This window comes from Paenibacillus sp. JMULE4 (assembly GCF_013337105.1).
Lineage (GTDB): Bacteria > Bacillota > Bacilli > Paenibacillales > NBRC-103111 > Paenibacillus_G > Paenibacillus_G naphthalenovorans.
The window spans coordinates 47,672-63,448 of record NZ_SGWF01000010.1; the positions used below are offsets into that span (position 1 = coordinate 47,672).

The following is a 15,777-nucleotide window of genomic DNA, read 5'->3' on the forward strand; positions in this document are numbered from 1 at the left end:
TTTATTCATAGGAGAGGACTGATGCAGCATATGAGAGTGTGTGAAATCACCGTACGCAGAGATATGGAAGCGCAGGAGCTGCAGTGGATATCGCATCAAGCCAGCCTATTTAGTTCGGATGTCATGTTCAAGTATGAAAACCTGAATCTTCAATTGGATGCCAAAAGTTTATTGGGGATGATGCTGCTTCCCATTCGGCGAGGTACGAAGCTGACGGTTCAAACGAGAGGAAAAGACGAACTTGAAGCGTTGGAGCATCTCATTCTCTTATTGGAGAAACAAGATGCACCGCGCGAACAAGGATAATTTCATGAACCCGCGGGATCGGGGTTTTTGAGGTTATTGCCGCTGATCGCGCTTTAACTGCACATCAAGCACAAACGTGCCGAACGGAACGAGCGATGCGATCAAAGCGCCGATTCCCCGCATAATCGACCAACGATGCACGAACATCACCTGCGCAACCGCGATAAGGAATAGAATGAAGAGCAGCCCGTGCAGCGCTCCTACGATCCTGACGGCCATAGGAAAATCGGCAAAATATTTGAGCGGCATGGCGATCAAGAGGAGCACAAGATAAGATATCCCTTCGTACAAAGCGGCGAGACGAAGACGCCCTAAAGGCGTTCTCCATGTCATAAATGCACACCTCCTTATAATACAATACTTTCATTATATACCAATTTTGCGGCAGATCTATGGCTGAATTTATTTGTTCGGAATATGTTCAATTTGTCGGTTCGTTTCATCATGGAGACAGGGAAAATATAGCTTGTGAAAGAGGTTGAAAATTCCGCTTTTTTGATTCACAATGGGTAAGGGTCTGTACCGGACGAGAACTCCATCATTTCCAAACATCGGGCGATAGCAAAGGAGGCTTGCCGCATGAACGGGCTCGAAATCGTGAGTACCATCGTGGTTATGAACGTGGTGTATGTATCTTTATTTACGATCCGTATCATTCTCGTAATGAAAGCAAGGCGATTGTTGGCCGCTTTGATCAGCATGGCTGAAGTGTTCATCTATTTAATGGCATTAAATATTGTACTGAAAAATATTGATGAACCAATTAATCTGGCCGCGTATTGTCTTGGCTGGGGTGCAGGCGTATGGCTCGGCATTAAAATAGAGGAATGGCTGGCGCTTGGGTATACGACTCTGCAGATTGTAGTCGATCATGAAGCAAACTTGCTTCCGCTCCAGCTGCGTGAGAAAGGCTTTGGCGTGACGAGCTGGTTGGCGGAGGGCCGGGACGGCCCCCGGTTGGTCATGCAGGTGCTTGCCAAACGGAATCAAGAAAAAAATCTGATGAAGCTCATTGAAAATATCGCGCCCAAGGCCTTCGTGATTTCGTATGAACCTCGGACGTTCCGCGGCGGGTTCTGGACCAAAATTCTGAAGCGCTAACCGCTTCACACTAGAAGAGCAATAGACCCTTTATTTGTTCTGCGGCTCTTTTATGCTGTTGCTGCGTTCCTCATATTGATCTTATGATGTTGTCATTTACCAAGGAGTATGAAGAAGACTAAAATCCCGTGCGGCAGGTCGTTTCATGCAATAATTCAAGCACTCCGGCATTCGCCGGATATCTTTGTCCTTCAGTGCTCCGAGCGCAGCGATCTGAAGCCAATTGCGTTTAAGCAAATAATCGCTCTCGTACTGCAGTTCAAAGCCTTGGTCGTACAAGTTGAAAAGGAACGGCTCCGAACGAGATGACGCAATCCAGCGCCAGAAGAAGCCCGTGTCTGCTGCTAATTTGTTTCAATCGATCCAGATCGTTCAAGACTCCGGTGGAAGTCTCCCCATGAACCGCCCACATCCATCCGTACCCTCCAGAGTTCGCGGTTTCCTCCAAACGCTCGTAATCCAAGGGCTCTCCATAGGGGGATGGAATGACATCAAAATCCAGATCCCAGCGGCGGGCATGCTCATTTAACCGCAAATCGAATTCCCCGTTAAGGGGGATGATCCCCTTGCTTTTCAACAGGCTTAACTGACCCGCGACCGCGTCGTTGGCCATCGTGCCGCTGCCCAGCGTACGTAAATCTCTCCCGTCCTTTAAGCGGATGATCCAATACCCTGTAAAAAAGCCTCCCAGCAAATAATTTAAGACCAGCATACTCGCTTCCATCCATTGCATCTCCACCATACTCCCAAGCAACCGCCGTATTCTTGAGCCTAACCCTAGCTAGGATCATTTTTATATTAAGGCCTGAAGCTTCGTGCAAAAAGTACTATTTTGATCTAGTACTTGGTCATCAGTTCGCTTCTTTACATGAAACGGGGATTGCGGGATTTGTCGGCTTATCCGTTTCGTGTCTGCGATGAGCTTTGAATGGCGAAGGTAGGCATCGGTTATGTAAACGAGGAATATAATGGTGTTATGACCGTAGTGAATAAGTAATCTGGTGATGAAGTTAAGAAATGACTGCGCGAGGAATACATGAAGCTTTCAAACCTTGGAATTTGTTTCATGACCGGACTCCGAGGTGAAGTACTGCATGTGTATATCGGGAAGGGGGAAGGAGAGATGCCGACTAAAGTGGAGCGGGACTTAGGAGGACAAGCTTCTTATGGCGGCTCCGGCAAAACTCCCGGTATGGGGAGATCCACAAAACCGCGGCTTCGCTGGACAAGCTTTCTGCTAAACCTTTACTGCCGGTTCCAAGACGATGATGTTCCCGCCATGGGTGCGCAGCTGACTTATTACTTGATACTGTCCTTTTTTCCTTTCCTTATCTTCGTTATTGCGGTTCTCAGCTTTACCGATCTTCACACTCGGGACGGGATCGGGAGCCTGACTCAGATCATGCCGGACACGTCCATCCAGTTGATTCAGAGCGTGCTTCAAGAAATGGATGGCTCGAACAGCGGTTCTCTGCTTTCTCTCGGTTTAGCGGCCGCTTTATGGTCAGCGTCCAACGGAGTCAATGCGGTCATCAAGGCTTTGAACAAGGCTTACGATGAAGAGGAGAACAGACCTTACTGGAAGGTTCGCGGTATTTCCGTACTGTTCACCGTTATTTTGGCGATGGGGATATTATTTACGTTCATCATGCTGGTCTTCGGCCGACTGATCGGAGAGGCGCTATACAGCTTCTCGCTTATGCCCGGCAGCTTCGAGACCTTTTGGAGAATCGGCCAGTTTGCCATTCCTTTGGTTGTTATGGTAATTGTGTTCGCGCTCTTGTACCGCTATACGCCGAATTTGCGGCTGACTTTCAGGGAAGTGCTGCCCGGGGCCGTTTTCGCGACCTTGGGCTGGGTGGTTACATCATTGTTGTTTTCGTTTTATGTGAACAACTTCGGCAGCTACACCAAAACATACGGAAGCATCGGAGGCATCATTGTGCTGCTCATGTGGCTTTATTTGTCAAGCATGATTATCGTGCTGGGGGGCGAGATGAATGCCGTGCTGCATTGTCACAAGGAAGGAAAACGGAGGCCAAGCTGCAAAACATTTGCGTTCGCTCTGCCCTTGCCTTTCGGCAAGAAAAATCGGCACAAATGAAGAATACCCATAGTTTTCAACAGCCGGAAAAAGAGCTGTCGACCAAACAGCACCGCAATGGCAGCTAAACAAGCGTACGGGAACCGCCTGAGGGCGGTTTTTTTGCATGGATCGGCGACGCCTTTACTCGCTAAGCAGACTTGACAGAATGCATCGGAGCGGATATCGTCTTTCTATGAGCCAAGACGTTTCTGGATTTGGGCAGCGGAAATCAACCATCAAACCGTACAGGGGGAGCCGCGGTGGAATTATGGATGATCTATTGGATTACAATCAATTTTGTCGCATTTTTCATCATGGGATACGATAAATCTCAGGCGAAAAAAGGCAGCCGGAGAATAGCCGAGCATACGCTTTTTCTTATTGCTGCGGTCGGAGGAGCTTTAGGCATGTGGTTCGGCATGCGAAAATGGAGACATAAGACAAAGCATGTTTCTTTTGTATACGGAATTCCGCTGCTTGTTGTCTTTAACGCGGCGATCGCTTTTTATTTCGGCTCAGCCTGATGCGGCTCCGAGTCCTATCGATGTTGGAGGATGTCTATGGAGGCAAGAATGGACTATGATTTTGCTTCCCGTCGTTAATTTCATCGAAAAACACTGTCTGAACTGGTTTCGGGCAGTGTTTTTTTATGCTGCGGCTAGTGACGGAAAGAAACGTCTGTGTTACACTATTAATTATTCGTGACACGATCAAATATAAAAAGATTCGGAGTGGAAAAAGTGAAGAGGCAATTCTTTCGCATGACCCTGGCATTCATTGCGGCATGTATTCTGATCAGCCTTATGGCAGGCTGTTCGAAGGAAACGGAGCAGCGTTCGGAAACGAACAATGAAGAACTTATACTGGCTGTTGGTTCCGAACCGGATACAGGCTTTGACCCGACCGCCGGCTGGGGACGTTACGGGTCGCCGCTTTTCCAAAGCACACTGCTGAAGCGGGATCATGAACTGCGCATCGTCAATGACCTCGCGACCGGCTACGAAATTAGCGGAGACGGGAAGGTATGGACGGTGAAGCTCCGCAACAATGCAAAGTTTTCCGACGGCAAGCCGTTAACTGCGCAGGACGTGCAGTATACATTTGAGACTGCTGCAAAGAGCGGCTCGGTCATTGATCTGACGAATATGCAAAGCGTAAAAGCCATCGACGAATATACCGTGCAGTTTACTTTGAAAGAAGCGCAGTCGACCTTCATCTATTTGCTGGTTACGACAGGGATCGTTCCGAAGCATGCGCACGGCCCGAATTATGCGTCCAACCCGGTCGGATCGGGGCCTTATCGGCTCGTGCAGTGGGATAAAGGACAGCAGTTAATTGTGGAGGCGAATCCGGAATATTACGGGACCAAGCCTTTCTTTAAGAAGCTGACGTTTTTGTTTCTGAATGAGGATGCTGCTTTTGCCGCAGCCAAGGCCGGTAAGGTGGACATTTCGTACATCCCCGCTGCATTCAGCAAGCAGACGGTGGAAGGAATGCGCCTTGAAGCCGTACGCACCGTCGATAACAGAGGGATTGTATTTCCTGTTGTCCCTTCCGGCGGCAAAACAAAAGACGGTCATCCGATCGGTAACGATGTAATGGCCGATATCGCCATTCGCAAAGCGATAAATATGGCGATCGACCGCAATGCCCTTGTAAAGGGCGTGCTGGAGGGGTATGGAACCCCGGCATACACGGTCAACGACGGTCTTCCTTGGTCAAACCCGAAAACGGTCTTCCCGGACGCTGATCTGGAAGGAGCCAAAAGTCTGTTGGCAAATGCCGGCTGGAAGGACTCCGACGGCGACGGCATTGTAGAGAAGGGCGGCTTGAAAGCGGAATTCCCGCTCATCTATCCGGCCAGCGATGTGACGCGCCAGTCTCTTGCGATTGCGGCAGCGGATCATATCAAGGCGATAGGCATTAACATCAAGGTCGAAGGCAAGAGCTGGGACGATATCAAAACGATGATGCACTCCAGTGCCGTGTTGTTCGGCTGGGGAAGCCACGACCCGCTCGAGATGTACAATCTGTTCAGCACGAAATATCGCGGTATCGAATATTACAACGCCGGCTATTACAGTAATCCGGTCGTCGATCAATATATGGAGCAAGCGCTGAAGGCGACCAGTGAGGAAGCGGCCATGGAGTTCTGGAAAAAAGCGCAGTGGGATGGTACCACCGGTGTAAGCGCCTTGGGCGATGCGCCTTGGGCATGGCTTGTGAATATCGATCATCTGTATTTGGTCAAGGACGGACTCGATATCGGAAAGCAGAAAATACACCCTCATGGTCACGGATGGCCGGTGACGGACAACATTGAAGAGTGGAAATGGCTGAAATAGAGGGAGAACGGAGTCATTACCCCATGATGCGAAGCATGATTACATTTATATGGATGAAGAGCATACGGCTTGTCTTTCTCCTGGTGGCCATCAGCTTTATTTCCTTTCTGCTCGTAAGCTACTCTCCGATCGATCCGATTCAAGCCTACGTCGGAGCCGATATGATGCGGGTAAGTCCGGAGCAGCGGGAACAAATTGCCCAATATTGGGGGTTGGACAAGCCTTTGTTGGAGCGCTTTTTTCATTGGGGAGCCGCCGTGCTGCAGGGGGATTTGGGAATCTCCATGATGCACCGCCTTCCGGTTGGGGAAGTGATCGCCGAACGGTTTGCCGCATCCTTTGCGCTGATGGGAGTCTCGTGGGTTTTATCGGGACTCATTGGTTTTACTGCGGGTGTAATCGCTGCGATGAATAAAGATACATGGCTGGACAAGCTGATCAAATGGTACTGTTATACGTTGGCTTCTACTCCCGCCTTCTGGCTGGGTCTGGTGCTGCTGATTTTCTTTGCCGTGTGGCTGGGCTGGTTTCCGATCGGCCTGGGTGTTCCGGCCGGGGTACTCGCCGAGAACGTCACATGGGGGGATAGATTGCTTCATATGACATTGCCCGCACTGACGTTAAGCGTCATCGGCATCGCCCCCATCGCGCTGCATACGAGGCAGAAGCTGCTGGACGTGCTCGCAAGCGATTATATTTTGTTTGCCAGAGCCCGCGGAGAGCGCGGATTTCGGCTGTTTTGGAGACACGGTTTGCGCGCAGTGGCGCTGCCGGCAGTGACCTTGCAGTTTACAGGCTTCAGTGAGCTGTTTGGCGGAGCCGTGCTGGCGGAGCAGGTGTTTTCGTACCCGGGTTTGGGTCAGGCCACGGTGGAAGCGGGCCTTCGGGGCGATGTCCCGCTTCTGCTTGGCATCGTCCTGTTCAGCGCGGTGTTCGTCTTTACGGGAAATACAGTTGCAGATCTGATCTATCGCGCGATAGATCCCAGGATCAGGGAGGGGCGTTCCGTATGAAGAGGGATATCGCCCCCGAACGACGCATCCTCCGTTCTGCATCCAAATGCAATCCAAGACAGAGGGCTTTGTTCCTGGCTGTGTCTGCGGCTGTTCTCATAGCAGGAACATGGTTCACAGGGCATTGGCTGGGTGACGTAAGCTTATCGACCCATCTGGAACTGCGCAATCGGGTTCCGTCTCTTGCTCATCCTTTCGGCACGGACTGGCTGGGAAGGGATATGTTTACACGCACCTTAAAAGGATTGACCCTGAGCATACAAGTCGGAATGATGGCTGCGGTTGCGAGTGTAAGCATTGCCGCCGTTCTGGGGCTGCTCGCCGCAACGATGGGGAAAACGGTTGATCGCATCATCGGCTGGTTGATCGATTTGTTTTTGAGTGTGCCTCATCTGGTCACGCTTATTTTGATCAGCTTTGTTCTGGGCGGCGGAGTCAGAGGGGTTGTCATCGGGATTGCCCTGACCCATTGGCCGAGTCTGGCGCGCATTATCCGTGCCGAAGTGCTGCAGCTGCGTTCGTCCGAGTTTGTTCAGATTTCGCGGCGATTCGGGAAGTCCCGCTGGTGGGTAGCCGTTAGACATATGACGCCTCATTTGATCCCCCAGCTGTTGGTGGGCCTGCTGCTTATTTTTCCGCATGCGATCCTGCATGAGGCGGCGATTTCGTTCTTGGGCATGGGATTGTCTCCTCATCAGCCGGCCATCGGTATCATCCTGTCCGAGTCTATGCGATATTTATCGACCGGCTTATGGTGGCTGGCGTTTTTTCCGGGCCTTTGTTTGCTGATCATTGTACGGGCCTTCGATACGGCAGGTGAAAATCTGCGGCTGCTCCTGGAAACGCACAGGTCGAATGAGTAGTTTTTTGGGGTCATGAGTCATACGTAAGGGAGGTTTTGTCCGGAAATGTCCGTTCTTTTGGAAGTGAATCATTTAAGCATCTCCTTCCTGCAGTATACCCGCGGTTTTCAGCAAAAAAAGCTGAACGTGGTACAGGAGCTGAATGTTACCGTCCATGCCGGAGAGATCGTTGCGTTAGTCGGGTCAAGCGGTGCAGGCAAGAGCCTGTTGGCCCATGCGATCCTGGGGATTCTCCCGGACAGTGCGGAGACCTCCGGCTCCATTCGTTATGATGGAGAAGAGCTTACGACAGCCAGACAAGCTGCGTTAAGGGGGCGCGAGATTGCTCTTGTCCCGCAATCGGTCAATTATCTGAATCCGTTGATGCGCGTAGGAGAGCAGGTTCGGACGAACCGCGGAGACGCTAAAGAAGCGGTTAAGAAACAGCGGGAGATTTTTGAACGGTATGGACTGGGGGCTGAAGTGGAACGCATGTTTCCTTTTCAACTGTCAGGCGGAATGGCCAGGCGGATTCTTGTCTCCACGGCAAGCATGAGCGGTGCAAAGCTTGTCATTGCCGATGAACCGACTCCCGGTCTCGACGCCGGCGTTGTCAAGGAGACGCTCGGCTTCTTCAAAGAGCTGGCTGATCAGGGATGCGGTGTGTTGTTCATCACTCACGATATCGAAGCAGCCCTGCAGATCGCTCATAAAGTAGCCATCATTTATGCCGGCACGACCGTAGAGACGGCCCGTCCGGACGATTTCGCCGGCAGCGGGGAAAAGCTTCGGCACCCTTACAGCAAGGCATTGTGGAGAGCGCTCCCGCAAAACGGTTTTGAGCCGATCCCGGGCTTTCAGCCGCATCCGGATGCGCTCCCTGAAGGCTGCAGGTTTGCTCCGCGCTGTCCGATGGCTACGAACGAATGCATGAACTCTCTGCCCGAGATGCGATGGCTGCGCGGCGGATCGGTGAGGTGCATCCATGCTTCTTGAAGGGCGAAATCTGGGTTTTCATTACGAAAGGGCCTCTTGGATATTCAGGGGGATAGACATCATGATCAAGCCCGGTGAAGTGGTAGGGCTGGTCGGGCCAAGCGGCTGCGGCAAGTCCACTTTAGCCCGCATGCTGGCCGGCTATGAGAAGCCCAAGGAGGGAAGCGTTCTGTTGAATGGCGCTCCTCTGCCTTCCAAAGGCTTTCTTCCGGTTCAGCTGATATTTCAGCATCCGGAAAAAGCGGTCAACCCGCGATGGCTCATGCGGTCCGTACTGAAGGAGAGCTGGGACCCCGATGAACAGCTTCTTGCCTCTTTAGGCATTGAGGAGGAATGGCTAAACCGGCGGCCCGGCGAGTTGTCCGGCGGCGAGCTCCAACGATTCTGTATCGCCAGGGCCCTTGGTCCTAACACCCGTTTTTTGATTGCCGACGAGATTACCACGATGCTCGATGCCATAACCCAGGCCCAAATCTGGCATGCGGTGCTAGAGGCGGCCGAAAAGCGCGGTATGGGAATGCTTGTGATCAGTCATGATCAGCATTTGATCGGACGGGTTTGCACCCGGGTAATGAAATGGGGCTCTTCAAGGACGCTTTAGGGGGTTGACAACAAGCCGCGAAATATAAAACTTCCGAACCGGCAGGGGACTGGAAATCGGCATGTAAAACACACCAGCTGCGAATTTAGTTTCGTACTGGTGTTTTTTTAATGTAAAAAGACCTAGATGATATTCTAAAATATAGTACTAAAGACTCGTAAAAATGATAGTCAAATTGTGGAAAATGTGTTAGAATAAAAGAAAAGATGTCGAAACACCATAAATTAACACTATCCATGTCGATAGTTTTGACGATATACATATTTCTTTTGCACCAAATTGTAAACAATGTACAACCAATGATAGTCCGATCAAGGCACAGCCATTGAAAAGTGGTGTCGCAAAGCTAAAGGGGCTAACGTGTGGAAACACACCATGCCAGCCAGCCGCCGGAATGAGGAAGAAAACCCTTCATTCGGAGGGTTTTATTTTTTTTTGTAATCGAAAAAGATGGCTTCGTTAAAAAGAGGATGTTGTAGCCTGTGAGGATGGTGAGAGGCCATGTACGGTGTTTTTAATGAAAAGCGATTGAAACATTTATCGGAAGAAATTGAGAGAATTCGATTCAAAATGCATGGCATATTCAACATCAAGCTTTGTTTATCCGATCCGGAAGTTAAAGCATTAAGCAAGGAATTGGATTGTGCGGTGATCAGATACCAAGAGTATATCAAGCGATTGACATGAATGAAATAAGGACAATGAGAGGTATTTTACGGAAAGGGTGATGTCAGTGAACGGTGAACAGGCGGTAAACGGACTAACACAATTGCTGGTCAAAGATATAGTGACCTATGAGCATAGTATAAGGGTTGGAAAAATGGCCAAGCTGATGGCGGCCTATCTGAACTTTGATGAATTGCAAACCCAAAAATTGATTGCAGGATGCTGTTTACACGATATTGGCAAGGTACATATCCATGACTCCATTTTGAAAAAGAAATCCTCGCTCACACAGGAAGAGTGGAAATATATGAAGTGTCATGCTTTTTTCGGAGTTCAGATGGCCATCATGGAAGGAATTACCGATCAGGATGTCATCGATACCATTCATTATCATCATGAGCGTTGGGACGGTACAGGCTATCCCAGCGGCTTGAAGGGAAACGACATTCCTGTATATGCCCGCATTTGTTCGATATTGGATGCTTTCGACTGTATGATATCGGATCGCCCCTATAAAAAAGGGATGTCCATACAGCACGCTCGCGAAGAACTGCTGAACCAGAGTTATTCGCAATTTGACGGTCATTATGTTCAGGTGTTTCTCACCATCCAGGATATGATATTGGAACATATTCAAAGAGACTCCGTACATTCGATCGCCTATCATACGAGAGCTATATATCATTCGGGAATCGTATGACGATGAGATGAGTAGGTCACCGCCGGTGGCTTATTTTGGCTTTTGACGGCTGAAAATGTTACAAATTATTGTTTTTTGATAGGACGGAAGGAAAATGAGGGGAGGGTAATGAATTAAAATTAAAGAAGGGCAGGAAGAGCCGAAGCATACAAGATTGGAGGGAAATCAGAAGTGAAGAAGGTTCTTACATCCACGACATGGAAGGTATGGCTTGCCTTTTGGATGATGATCGCCATGCTGACCATTCCGGCCCCGAGAGCGGACGCGGAATCGTTCTCCTATTTCGGGTATCCGAAAGGAACGGTGGGCATATCCAAACCAACCATCGGTTTTGAGCTTGGCGAAAGGAACGGACTGCAGGTTGGTTCGTTTAATATGAAGCTGGATCAAAAGCTTGTTTCGGGGACTTTTGATAAAGAAACGATGAGTTTTACATATACACCGACTGCGGGATTAACGCCAGGGGAGCATTCGGTTGAAGTGCAGCTGCAATTTACCGGTTATCAGACGGTCCATTTGAATTGGACGTTCACGGTAGCAGACAACCCTATAAGCGAAGTTCCCGCCGCATACTCACAGAACCGTCAACTGGGTCTGAAAGCGATCAACGATTATCGCATGCTTTACGGATTAAAGCCGGTCAAGCTCAACGGGAATCTGACGTTAGCTGCCCAACTCCATGCCCAATATTTGTTCACGAACCGTGCAGCGGAGACGACGCCTTCGGTTTCGCTGCATGATCAAAAGAAGGGATTGCCCGGTTATATAGGAGCCACCCCTTCCGAGCGTGCGGTTTATGCCGGATATTTTCGCGGCGTCGGAGAAAATGTTTCTTTTAAAACGGGAAATCTCGTGGATTCCATCGACCAGCTGTTTGATGCGCCGTATCACCGCAAGCCCTTTTTAATGCCGCATGTTACGGAAGCAGGTATAGAGATGGTCGGGGATTATGTCGTCATCATGTTTGGCTATGGGGAAAACTCCGAAACGGAGATGACGGTCTCTCCTGCCCCCGGGGATCCCTATGTTCCGCTGATTTTTGACGGTTACGAAAATCCGGATCCAATACGTATGCATGCGGCAAGAGATTATCCCGTCGGGTATCCGCTTAAGGTAGTCGTAACGGGAAAAGGCGTTGGCGAAGTCCAGTTGCTTGAAGCGACTTTGAAGGATGAATCGGGTCAACCGGTGAAGCTGCTGCAAAACAGTCCGAGCAATGACGATCATTTAACCAACAGCGTCATCTTAATTCCACCCGAGCCCCTAAAGCCAGACACTTCATATGCTGCATATGTGAAGCTGGGCGTAACAGTGAACGGGGTATCCCAAACGCTCGAGAAAGCCTGGAATTTTCATACGGAGCCGGTTCGCGGCATCGGGAAGCAGAAGCTGCATACAGACATCGCCGCGTATGTGAAGCTGACAGAGCAGAAAGACAGAATTCAGCACGTGGTCACCTTCAAGCTGGACGATGATAGCTATACAGTGGATAACGTGCCGTTCCCGTTGAAGAGGGCTCCGTTTATTGAGGAAGGCACGTCCTATTTATGGGTCAGGGACTTGGCCGCGGCGCTGGGAGCCGAAGTGACTTGGGATGACGAACGCAAAGCGGCGGTCTATACAAAAAACGGCCGCGTAATCACTTTCTTTACGGGTCGTAACGTGTATGCCATTAACGGTATTGAACATACTACGGAATCGCCGGCCCGACTGGTAGACGAACTCACCATGATTCCGGTACGCCTGCTGTCCGAGGTTTTGGGAGCGCAGGTAGAGTATCTGCCGGAAACGCGGACCGTAAAAATTGTATATTGATACGTTTGAAGAAGCTGAAGGGTCCCGGTGATATGCCGGGAGCCTTTTTTTGGTATGCCCAGCATGGGCGTCATCTTTAGGGTGAGAGTCCCGAACGGGGGCTGGCGAGCGCCTACCGTAGCTGAGGGCAAGACCCTCTATGTCAATATAGAATGTACGTTCGGTTTTTGGGACGGATATCTCCCACTTCGTAACACTGGAGAGTCAGAGGTGTGTTTAATCGCCTCCTCGCCTTTTCGATCCAAATCAAGCAATACATATTTTTTGAACAAGGGACTTGCATGTTTTCATAGGTGAGAGGACGGGGGTTAGCCGCCCCCTCCTACTCGATTCTCCATTTCGTTTATACGCCTAAGAGGATATTCCGCAAGGAACCCGAATATATACAGATAGTTGAAGCAGAAGCTGAGGCCGTTAGCCAATCATGGATAAGGGAGGAATGCGGATATGATCAACATCCTGCTTTTGTTCTTGTTGATCATGAATCCGGGAAATCCGGTCGATTCTCATGAAGATTACATTTTTGATGCGCGTCAGGCATGGGTCGGTCAAACCGCAGCGGGAATGACGATCCAAGATTTGGATGTTCAACCGATCAATGAGTCGGATTATTGGGCTGTAGTCAAATTTAAAGGCAAGACCACGGTTTGCGGAGAGATTGTTTTTATCGACGATAATGAATCCGGTGAAGGGTGGGGACTGCTTAATCATTTTACCCCGAGCAGCCATTGCGCCGCCAAAATTCCGGTAACCGACGTCGGGAAGCAGCGCAACGGTTTTTCGTTGACCGATAACCCTGCCCGGCAGCTTGAATCATTAAAATTAAACGGTAAACGTTATCAGATCACGCTGATCATCGATGATTATGAAATCTATCAGACCGGTAAGGCTCAAGAAAACAAAGCGCGTCTGATTAAAGTTGTAGATGCGGTGAAGTTGGATTAACATCAAAGAGTCAACGAGAATTCTTGGGGAGGAAGACATGAGGGTTATTGATTTATCGGAGACGATAATGGATGGAATGACCGTTTACCCGGGTGATCCCGAAGTGAAGGTTGAAGTGGTTCATACCCGCGAAGAGCATACATGGGAGCTGCGTCAATTGACGTTGGGCACACATACCGGAACGCATGTCGATGCTTTCTCACATATGCATCAGGGGGGAAATCCATCGATGAGATTCCTGTCGAACGATTTTTCGGAACGGCGCAGCTTGTAAAATTACATTCGGAGTGGCCGGTTCGTCAAGGCTTGTTTTTTATAGAAGAATGCGGAATGGAACAGTTTGAACGAATTAAACAAGCCAATCCGCCTTTTGTAGGAGGAAACCTTACAGAAGCTGTGGAGAGAAACCTGTTGGCGATCGGAATCCTCACCTATACGAACCTGGTAAATCTGGAATTGCTGCCTTACGGAAGAAGCTTCATGTTTTATGGCTTCCCTCTTAAAATTAGGCACGGGGACGGGTCTCCGGTGAGAGCCGTTGCCATACTTGATCATTGAATCGCAAGGGTATCCGTTCATGGTTGTAACGGGTACCCTGTTTGCGTCGAATCAAAATGATCCGAATTTTCGCATGCACCGTTTCTTTTTTCCCCGGCTGCACTTTACATCCAACGATCGTAGATTTAAATTCAAGGAATGATTCTGAATCGAATGTCAATTAAATACAATGAAATATCGATGTCTCTACGGGAGGAGGGGCACATAGCAGCGGAAAGCTAAGGACGGGATTGTAAGCGTTAACAATCATAGTGTGAAAACTTCTTCAGCATTACGGGAACGAGGTGATTACAGTGGGAACTCGCTTATTATCGGAGCATATGATTAAAAAACAGTATCCTCATTTGAGATATGTAAGAATTCATACCGACGGCAACAATAAAGCCACGATCTATGCATGGAACGATAATTTGCAATTACCCGATAAGGAAATAACCAAGTTGAAGAAATTCGCTTCCGGTTATTTGCCTCAGCACGTTTGTTATCAAGTCAAATCCTATGACAAGATTGAAGCTGACCGGGTCCCGCAAGTTGGTGAGCTTCCGGAGGCTGTGGTTCAAGCGGCAATGAGCAGAAGCTTAAATCAAAACCGCATCGTCGAGGTGATGAATGAGCTGTTTTCCAACGGAAGGATGACCTTTAACAGCTACGATATGATCACGGGAACCATTCATTTTGATCTTTGCTCATCTGTGCCGTTTACCGTGATGGAAAAAGAACTGATTCGCCGGTATCTTTACGAAATTACGCCTTTGGGAGCTGCCAGTGAAGTAAATTATTGCCAAGAGCCGGTCGGCGATGATAAACCTGCAGATTTGATTTGAAAGGATTAGCAGGCGAAGCAGGATGTACGGCCATCCCATCCAAAAAAGACTGATCCGTCAGAGGTCAGTCTTTTTTGGTACGCCCAGCATGGACGTCATCTTTAGGGTGAGAGTCCCGAACGGGGGCTGGCGAGCGCCTACCGTAGCTGAGGGAAAGGGTGTCCGACGCGCGGCGGAATCCGAAGGAAGCCGGAGGCAAATGCACGGGCCGAGGTACACGAACTGGATTTGAGGCAGGGTTAGTCGGATGAGTTGCCCAAACACAATGAAATCCAAAGCCGCCAAGGGCTAATCCTGTAGACTCCAGTGGTCGCGGGCAGACAGATGACGTTCTTATCTGGGGAGGCCTGCGGAATACGCGAGGTCACTTCGTAACACTGGAGAGGATGCTCGAAGGGGACAACCTACGGCTCGCTTACTAGCGAGTGATCCAAAACGGAGGAGCCCCCGGTGTGGACGGCGTAACGGTAGTGGCGCTACAAGCTTACCTGAATATCCACTGGGAAACGGTGAAAGCCGAACTCCATAAGCGTGTGCTGAAACTGATTCGGGCTTACCTGAACGCCGGAGTCATGGATAACGGGGTATGTCAGAGGATGGAAGAGGGCACGCCGCAAGGCGGGCCGTTAAGCCCGCTTCTGGCCAACATCCTGCTGGACGAACTGGACAAAGAACTGACCAAGCGCCAAAAGGGCATCTCAAAGTTTTTGCCTGGATAATGTATTGAATAATGGATTGATCCTATGGTATTATAATTGTAACATTTTGTATATAAAACCAGGTTTATTATAATAAACCGAATGGTGAGCGATACATATCATTTAGTCTTACGTCAATATGCTGAGCGCGTCATATTTTCGCCGATATAGTGTTTTGCAAGCGTTTTACAAGGAGGAAATAAATCCGCATTCCGATGGAGTCTTCCCCTCCGGCTTTCTTGCTAACCAGGCCGTCTCTACGGAAGAGATAAGCGTTGAAT

The 15,777-nt window shown here is 49.6% G+C and carries 18 protein-coding genes, 1 pseudogene and 1 riboswitch; of the genes and pseudogenes, 17 read left to right on the top strand and 2 right to left on the bottom strand.

What is annotated here, in order from left to right:
* Positions 1–21 precede the first annotated feature (21 nt).
* Entirely contained in the window at positions 22–306 is a 285-nt protein-coding gene (locus tag EXW96_RS02465; protein WP_235594270.1) for an HPr family phosphocarrier protein, read from the top strand.
* Positions 307–339: 33 nt separating this feature from the next.
* On the opposite strand, the gene EXW96_RS02470 is transcribed toward EXW96_RS02465, so the two are convergent.
* The gene (locus EXW96_RS02470; RefSeq protein ID WP_054818129.1) at positions 340–639 is read right to left on the bottom strand and encodes a DUF3817 domain-containing protein; all 300 of its coding nucleotides are present in this window, start codon (positions 637–639) and stop codon (positions 340–342) included.
* Positions 640–885: 246 nt separating this feature from the next.
* On the opposite strand from EXW96_RS02470, the gene EXW96_RS02475 reads away from it, so the two are divergent.
* Positions 886–1,407, top strand: coding sequence for a DUF2179 domain-containing protein (locus EXW96_RS02475; RefSeq protein WP_054818130.1), 522 nt, complete (start codon positions 886–888; stop codon positions 1,405–1,407).
* 259 nt (positions 1,408–1,666) lie between these two features.
* On the opposite strand, the gene EXW96_RS02480 is transcribed toward EXW96_RS02475, so the two are convergent.
* Positions 1,667–2,140 carry a pyridoxal-phosphate-dependent aminotransferase family protein gene (locus EXW96_RS02480; RefSeq protein WP_174349782.1) on the bottom strand — a complete coding sequence of 158 codons (474 nt, stop codon included), beginning with the start codon at positions 2,138–2,140 and terminating at the stop codon, positions 1,667–1,669.
* Between the two features lie 390 nt (positions 2,141–2,530).
* Between EXW96_RS02480 and EXW96_RS02485 the strand changes: the two genes are divergently transcribed.
* The 15 genes and pseudogenes from EXW96_RS02485 to EXW96_RS02550 all read left to right on the top strand — a co-directional run.
* Complete coding sequence (locus tag EXW96_RS02485; RefSeq protein ID WP_174349783.1) at positions 2,531–3,511, top strand: YihY/virulence factor BrkB family protein; 981 nt, start codon at positions 2,531–2,533, stop codon at positions 3,509–3,511.
* Positions 3,512–3,753: 242 nt separating this feature from the next.
* Positions 3,754–4,017: a DUF1294 domain-containing protein gene (locus EXW96_RS02490; protein WP_309224990.1), complete on the top strand. Its 264-nt coding sequence runs from the start codon at positions 3,754–3,756 to the stop codon at positions 4,015–4,017.
* Positions 4,018–4,296: 279 nt separating this feature from the next.
* A complete protein-coding gene (locus EXW96_RS02495; protein ID WP_254611223.1) occupies positions 4,297–5,838 on the top strand; it encodes an ABC transporter substrate-binding protein in 1,542 nt (513 codons plus the stop codon).
* A 26-nt stretch (positions 5,839–5,864) separates the two neighbouring features.
* Positions 5,865–6,851 carry an ABC transporter permease gene (locus EXW96_RS02500; protein ID WP_375256435.1) on the top strand — a complete coding sequence of 329 codons (987 nt, stop codon included), beginning with the start codon at positions 5,865–5,867 and terminating at the stop codon, positions 6,849–6,851.
* Positions 6,848–7,714, top strand: a complete 867-nt coding sequence (locus tag EXW96_RS02505; RefSeq protein ID WP_074728386.1) for an ABC transporter permease — start codon at positions 6,848–6,850, stop codon at positions 7,712–7,714. The genes EXW96_RS02500 and EXW96_RS02505 overlap by 4 nt, the downstream gene beginning before the upstream one ends.
* Positions 7,715–7,759: 45 nt before the next feature.
* Positions 7,760–8,689, top strand: coding sequence for an ABC transporter ATP-binding protein (locus EXW96_RS02510; protein WP_137670042.1), 930 nt, complete (start codon positions 7,760–7,762; stop codon positions 8,687–8,689).
* On the top strand, positions 8,679–9,290 hold the full coding sequence (locus EXW96_RS02515; protein WP_174349786.1) for an ABC transporter ATP-binding protein: 612 nt from the start codon (positions 8,679–8,681) through the stop codon (positions 9,288–9,290). The genes EXW96_RS02510 and EXW96_RS02515 overlap by 11 nt, the downstream gene beginning before the upstream one ends.
* 305 nt (positions 9,291–9,595) lie before the next feature.
* Positions 9,596–9,684, top strand: a riboswitch (cyclic di-GMP riboswitch).
* Between the two features lie 107 nt (positions 9,685–9,791).
* Positions 9,792–9,977, top strand: a complete 186-nt coding sequence (locus tag EXW96_RS28435) for an aspartyl-phosphate phosphatase Spo0E family protein (RefSeq protein WP_054818135.1) — start codon at positions 9,792–9,794, stop codon at positions 9,975–9,977.
* A gap of 46 nt (positions 9,978–10,023) precedes the next feature.
* Positions 10,024–10,656, top strand: a complete 633-nt coding sequence (locus EXW96_RS02525) for an HD-GYP domain-containing protein (RefSeq protein WP_249929553.1) — start codon at positions 10,024–10,026, stop codon at positions 10,654–10,656.
* Positions 10,657–10,827: 171 nt separating this feature from the next.
* Positions 10,828–12,471 (top strand): stalk domain-containing protein, encoded by a 1,644-nt coding sequence (locus tag EXW96_RS02530; protein ID WP_309224991.1) that lies wholly within the window; start codon positions 10,828–10,830, stop codon positions 12,469–12,471.
* Positions 12,472–12,918: 447 nt separating this feature from the next.
* Positions 12,919–13,416, top strand: a complete 498-nt coding sequence (locus EXW96_RS02535; protein ID WP_174349787.1) for a hypothetical protein — start codon at positions 12,919–12,921, stop codon at positions 13,414–13,416.
* Between the two features lie 37 nt (positions 13,417–13,453).
* A complete protein-coding gene (locus EXW96_RS27165; RefSeq protein WP_254611184.1) occupies positions 13,454–13,690 on the top strand; it encodes a cyclase family protein in 237 nt (78 codons plus the stop codon).
* A 56-nt stretch (positions 13,691–13,746) separates the two neighbouring features.
* Positions 13,747–13,974, top strand: a complete 228-nt coding sequence (locus tag EXW96_RS27170) for a cyclase family protein (RefSeq protein ID WP_254611185.1) — start codon at positions 13,747–13,749, stop codon at positions 13,972–13,974.
* 293 nt (positions 13,975–14,267) lie between these two features.
* A complete protein-coding gene (locus tag EXW96_RS02545) occupies positions 14,268–14,798 on the top strand; it encodes a hypothetical protein (RefSeq protein WP_249929557.1) in 531 nt (176 codons plus the stop codon).
* A gap of 377 nt (positions 14,799–15,175) precedes the next feature.
* Positions 15,176–15,484 (top strand): annotated as a pseudogene (locus EXW96_RS02550) (reverse transcriptase domain-containing protein); the annotation flags it as partial.
* Positions 15,485–15,777: the final 293 nt, after the last annotated feature.

Coding starts and splice junctions, on each gene's coding strand:
- EXW96_RS27170 (WP_254611185.1), top strand. CDS start 13,747: ATGGAACAGTTTGAACGAATTAAACAAGCCAATCCGCCTTTTGTAGGA.
- EXW96_RS28435 (WP_054818135.1), top strand. CDS start 9,792: ATGTACGGTGTTTTTAATGAAAAGCGATTGAAACATTTATCGGAAGAA.
- EXW96_RS02480 (WP_174349782.1), bottom strand. CDS start 2,140: ATGCAATGGATGGAAGCGAGTATGCTGGTCTTAAATTATTTGCTGGGA.
- EXW96_RS02515 (WP_174349786.1), top strand. CDS start 8,679: ATGCTTCTTGAAGGGCGAAATCTGGGTTTTCATTACGAAAGGGCCTCT.
- EXW96_RS02500 (WP_375256435.1), top strand. CDS start 5,865: ATGCGAAGCATGATTACATTTATATGGATGAAGAGCATACGGCTTGTC.
- EXW96_RS02470 (WP_054818129.1), bottom strand. CDS start 639: ATGACATGGAGAACGCCTTTAGGGCGTCTTCGTCTCGCCGCTTTGTAC.
- EXW96_RS02465 (WP_235594270.1), top strand. CDS start 22: ATGCAGCATATGAGAGTGTGTGAAATCACCGTACGCAGAGATATGGAA.
- EXW96_RS02510 (WP_137670042.1), top strand. CDS start 7,760: ATGTCCGTTCTTTTGGAAGTGAATCATTTAAGCATCTCCTTCCTGCAG.
- EXW96_RS27165 (WP_254611184.1), top strand. CDS start 13,454: ATGAGGGTTATTGATTTATCGGAGACGATAATGGATGGAATGACCGTT.
- EXW96_RS02535 (WP_174349787.1), top strand. CDS start 12,919: ATGATCAACATCCTGCTTTTGTTCTTGTTGATCATGAATCCGGGAAAT.
- EXW96_RS02495 (WP_254611223.1), top strand. CDS start 4,297: ATGGCAGGCTGTTCGAAGGAAACGGAGCAGCGTTCGGAAACGAACAAT.
- EXW96_RS02485 (WP_174349783.1), top strand. CDS start 2,531: ATGCCGACTAAAGTGGAGCGGGACTTAGGAGGACAAGCTTCTTATGGC.
- EXW96_RS02505 (WP_074728386.1), top strand. CDS start 6,848: ATGAAGAGGGATATCGCCCCCGAACGACGCATCCTCCGTTCTGCATCC.
- EXW96_RS02475 (WP_054818130.1), top strand. CDS start 886: ATGAACGGGCTCGAAATCGTGAGTACCATCGTGGTTATGAACGTGGTG.